Genomic DNA, 4,489 nt, shown 5'->3' with positions numbered 1-4,489 from the left:
GGTGGCGTGGCGCTGGTCGGGGATGGCGAGGGCGTCGGGCCGGCCAAGGGCACCGGTGCGGCGCTCGCCGAACCCGAAGCGAGTGCGGGCCGAGGCGGGGCCGCCGCGTCGACGGCAACCGCCGATGCGGAGGCCGTAGCGGCGGAGGGCGGCTCGCGAGCGTCGAGCGGCAAGGCGTTGGCTCCCGCACCGGGTGCGGACGACGGGGCCGAGACCGCTGTCGTGGGCGGCCGTGTTGGCGGCGGGGCGGTCGTAGCTGCCATTGGGGCCGCGGGTGTGGCGGGTGTGGCAGTGCCCGCCGGCGCCCCGAGCTCGCCGGCCGGCCCGGTCACTGTCCCGCTGGCTTGTCGGGCTGGCGCGATGACGGCCAGCCGCATGCGCTCGAGCTCGGTGCTGCCGGGTGCCCGCCCCCCGTCGCCGAGCCACAAACCGATGCCGATGCTCGCCAGCGCGACCACGATCGCGCCGGCGGCCAGGCCGACGGGGAGGCCCCTCGCTGCGGCGCCCGCCTTGCCGGCGGACCGTGTGCCGGGTGGCACGGCGCCCTCGGGCGACCGGGGTGATCCACCGGTCGGCGAAGCGCCCGGCGAACTGGCCGGGAGATCGTCCGGCGCCGAAGGAAGGGGTGGCAGGTGCGGCTCGCTGCGCGGCGCAGATTCCGCGTCCCGGTCGCGACTCGTTTCGCTGCGCGGTCTGGCGCGCGACGGTACGACGATGCCCGCCAGCATTTCCTCGATCGAAGGCATTCGCGACACGGGCGCATCCACCGGCGCCGGAGCGCGCATTCCGGCCTTGATCGGCGCGAGGCCTTGCCACTCGAAGGTCCGCTGCTCGTCGGCGGCCTCGACGGCGGCCGCGGTGGCGACATCGACGCCGTCGATCGACAGCTGCAGCAGCACCCGGTCGGCGAGCAGGTGCATGCGGCGCGGGACGCCCTCGCTGCGGCGGTGGATTGCATCGGTCGCGGCGCGTTCGAAGGCTGGGCGCCCCGTCCAGCCGGCGCAGCGCAGTCGGTGCAGCACGTAGTCGCGCGTCTCGGTCGCGTCGAGCGCCCTCAGACGGCAGTGGACGACGACCGGTGGCACGGATCCGTCGCGCTGCGCGCCAGCGAGCGCCGCAGGGGCATGCTCGCCCACCAGGCAGAGCTGCAGCCGTGGCGTGTCGCGGTCCGGGGCAAGCCGCTCGGCGAGCTGGCGCAGCGCGCCGTCGTCGAGGTGCTGCGCCTCGTCGACAACCAGCAGCACCCGACCGCCACGCGCTGCCTGGGTCGAGAGCCACGCATCGAGCGTGAGCCCAGGCTGAGTGTCGGCATGGGCGAGCCGGAAGGCCCGCACTGCGGCGCGCAGCGCGTCCTGCGCGTCGCCGTCGGCGGACGCGAACATCGTGCCGACGGTCCAGCGCGAACGGTCCAGCAATATCAGCAAGCGCTGTGCTGCCGCCGTCTTGCCGCTGCCGGCCGGGCCGGTGAGAAGCAGGCATGGCTCGGCGGTCTCCAGACCGTCGAGCAGCTTGGCGAGGACCGTCCCGTACTGACCGTCCTCGAGATAGAAGCGCGGATCCGGCAGCAACCGGAATGGCGGGGCGTTCAATCCGAAGCTGGCTTCGTACATCCGCTCCTCCAATCGCTCGCCGCCGCGAGCCCAGGGGGCCGGTGCGGGGCACCCCGGTCGCGCGCGGCGTTTGCCCGAACTCGGCACCTCCCTCGCTTCACGGTGGCCTGTCATCATGGACCGATCGTCGCGAGACCCTGGTGAATTGCCAATATAGAGCAATTCCTTACATTCACCGCTATGGGTCTCGCTTGGCACACGCCAGCCATCATCACCAGGAGCAGGTATTCCGTGCAAGCCATCATTTCCGTGCGCGGCCTCGGCAAGACGTACGCCTCGGGCTTTCAGGCGCTCAAGCGCGTCGATCTCGACATCCGCCGCGGCGAAATCTTCGCCCTGCTCGGCCCGAACGGCGCGGGCAAGACCACGCTGATCAGCGTCATCTGCGGCATCGTCAATGCCAGCGAGGGCAGCGTGCTGGCCGACGGCCACGACATCGTGCGCGACTACCGTGCCGCGCGCGCCAGCATCGGCCTCGTGCCGCAGGAGCTGTCGACCGACGCGTTCGAGAGCGTGTGGGGCACCGTCAAGTTCAGCCGCGGCCTGTTCGGCAAGCCGCCCGACGCGGCTTACCTGGAAAAGGTACTTCGGGACCTGTCGCTCTGGGACAAGAAAGGCGCTCAGATTCGCACCCTCTCGGGCGGCATGAAGCGCCGCGTGATGATCGCCAAGGCGCTGAGCCACGAGCCGACCATCCTGTTCCTCGACGAGCCTTCAGCCGGCGTGGACGTGGAACTGCGGCGCGACATGTGGGCCATGGTGCGCAGCCTGCGCGAGCGCGGCGTGACCATCATCCTGACCACCCACTACATCGAGGAGGCCGAAGAAATGGCCGACCGCATCGGCGTCATCAGCAAGGGCGAGATCGTGCTGGTGGAGGACAAGGCGGTGCTGATGCGCAAGCTCGGCAAGAAGCAGCTCACCTTGCACCTGCAGAACTCGCTGGCCGCTGTGCCGCCCGCACTGGCCGACCAGTCGCTCGCTCTCTCGGCCGACGGGATGGAACTCGTCTACACCTTCGACGTGCAGAGCGAGAACACGGGCATCGCCGGCGTTCTCAAGCGCCTGGGCGAGCACGGCATCGATTTCAAGGACCTGCGCACGGAGGAGAGTTCGCTGGAAGAGATCTTCGTGAGCCTGGTCCACGGCGCGGCCGACCGCAATGCCGAAAGCCGCAGACCTGCAGCGCAGGAGCTCCGTGCATGAACCCGCACGCCATCAAGGCCATCTACCGGTTCGAACTCGCGCGCACCTGGCGCACCGTCCTGCAGAGCATCGCCGCACCGGTGATCGCCACGTCGCTGTACTTCGTCGTCTTCGGCTCGGCCATCGGCTCGCGCATGATGTCGATCGACGGCGTGAGCTACGGCGCCTTCATCGTGCCGGGGCTGAACATGCTGGCGGTGCTGACCGAGAGCATTTCCAACGCCTCGTTCGGCATCTACATGCCCAAGTGGTCTGGCACCATCTACGAGGTGCTGTCGGCGCCGATCTCGCCACTGGAGATCGTGGTCGGCTACGTCGGCGCGGCGGCCACCAAGTCGGTGATCCTGGGCTTGATCATCCTGCTGACCGCGCGGCTGTTCGTGGACTTTTCCATCATGCACCCGGTGTGGATGGTGGCCTTCCTGCTGCTCACCTCCATCACCTTCAGCCTGTTCGGTTTCATCATCGGCGTGTGGGCCGACGGCTTCGAGAAACTGCAGATCGTGCCCACCATGATCGTCACGCCGCTCACCTTCCTGGGCGGCAGCTTCTACTCGATCGACATGCTGCCGCCGCTGTGGCAGAAGATCACGCTGTTCAATCCGGTGGTGTACCTGGTGAGCGCGTTTCGCTGGAGCTTCTATGGCGAGGCGGACGTGGGCGTGGCGGTGAGCCTGGGGATGACGCTGGTGTTCCTGCTGCTGTGCCTGGTGGCGGTGTGGGCGATCTTTCGCACCGGCTATCGGCTCAAGGCGTGAGCCGCCCCTCATCCGGGCATCAAGTACAGGAAGACGGCGGCGAGGACGACGCAGGCCGTCCATTCCAGAGCCTGGCTGACGAGCCGGATCGCCCGTTCGAGCACCGGCCGCTGCACCGTCGCAGCGATCGGACGCAGTTCATCGGGCGGGGTGCGGCTCGACACGGTTTCCATGGCAACGATCATCCTTGCCGGACCTGAAGCTCGGCTGAAGGCGCCGAGGCGAGCGCGGCGCAGGTTTCAACGGCAGGCCGCGGCCGCCACCGGCCCTTCGCGGACAAGGCACAGACGCACCAACAAAGCCACGCGGACCACAGCACGTGGCTCGGAAAGTGCGCGCCTCTCGCGACCTGGGCACCGCCCAAGGTCAGGCCGGCCAGGCACACGCCCACCAGCCAGCGGCGGGCGGCGACCGGCCGGTGCCGCCGCCAGAGGAAGTAGCCGCTCAGGAAGGCGAACGCGGCAACCGCGTGCCCCGACGGAAAGCAGTGGCCCGGTCCGCCGTCCGCCACGGCCACGCGCCAATGGGGCACGTAAGCCGCCACGCCGCCGAACCCCTGCAGGTCCCACGGGCAACTCGTCAGGCTCGCGCGCTTGAGAGCGGGAACGAGCAACAGGCAGACGAGCGTCGTGCCGAGCCAGCGCATGCGTTCGGCCCGCGGCGGCCCCGCCACGAGCGGACGAAGCGCGTCGATCGTCATGAGGGCCAGCACGGCCCCGGCCAGGTTGCGGCCGCCCCGATGAAGGAGTGCGCTCGTGAGCCACGCATCGCGCCAGGCGAAGCCGCCGGCATCACCGAACCAGCCGGTTACGACGAGATCGAGCCCAGAGAAGTCCCAGCAGAGCAAGGCGCCTAGCGCAAGCAGCGCGACGAAGGCGTCCTGCCTCCGCGCCCGCGCGCGCTGCGTCATCGCGC

General features: G+C 69.7%; 5 protein-coding genes. 2 read left to right on the top strand and 3 right to left on the bottom strand.

Translation table 11 applies throughout. The features are described from left to right. Positions 1-1,610 (bottom strand): AAA family ATPase (locus H0W38_RS17210; protein ID WP_292456324.1); only part of this gene is annotated, 1,610 nt, incomplete at its 3' end. 231 nt (positions 1,611-1,841) lie between these two features. Between H0W38_RS17210 and H0W38_RS17205 the strand changes: the two genes are divergently transcribed. Together H0W38_RS17205 and H0W38_RS17200 are read left to right on the top strand one after the other, a co-directional pair. Continuing rightward, the gene (locus H0W38_RS17205; RefSeq protein WP_292456322.1) at positions 1,842-2,816 is read left to right on the top strand and encodes an ABC transporter ATP-binding protein; all 975 of its coding nucleotides are present in this window, start codon (positions 1,842-1,844) and stop codon (positions 2,814-2,816) included. After that, positions 2,813-3,574 carry an ABC transporter permease gene (locus H0W38_RS17200; protein ID WP_292456319.1) on the top strand — a complete coding sequence of 254 codons (762 nt, stop codon included), beginning with the start codon at positions 2,813-2,815 and terminating at the stop codon, positions 3,572-3,574. The genes H0W38_RS17205 and H0W38_RS17200 overlap by 4 nt, the downstream gene beginning before the upstream one ends. A gap of 8 nt (positions 3,575-3,582) precedes the next feature. Here the strand turns inward: H0W38_RS17200 and H0W38_RS17195 are convergent, their stop codons facing one another. Continuing rightward, positions 3,583-3,747 carry a hypothetical protein gene (locus H0W38_RS17195; RefSeq protein WP_292456316.1) on the bottom strand — a complete coding sequence of 55 codons (165 nt, stop codon included), beginning with the start codon at positions 3,745-3,747 and terminating at the stop codon, positions 3,583-3,585. An 8-nt stretch (positions 3,748-3,755) separates the two neighbouring features. Beyond that, positions 3,756-4,489, bottom strand: a 734-nt coding sequence (locus tag H0W38_RS17190; protein ID WP_367162306.1) for a phosphatase PAP2 family protein, incomplete at its 5' end; no start/stop codon positions are given.

It is taken from the genome of Methylibium sp., assembly GCF_013817365.1.
Lineage (GTDB): Bacteria > Pseudomonadota > Gammaproteobacteria > Burkholderiales > Burkholderiaceae_C > Methylibium.
Note: the sequence above shows the minus strand (reverse complement) of the source record. Positions and strands in the feature narration are given on the sequence as shown.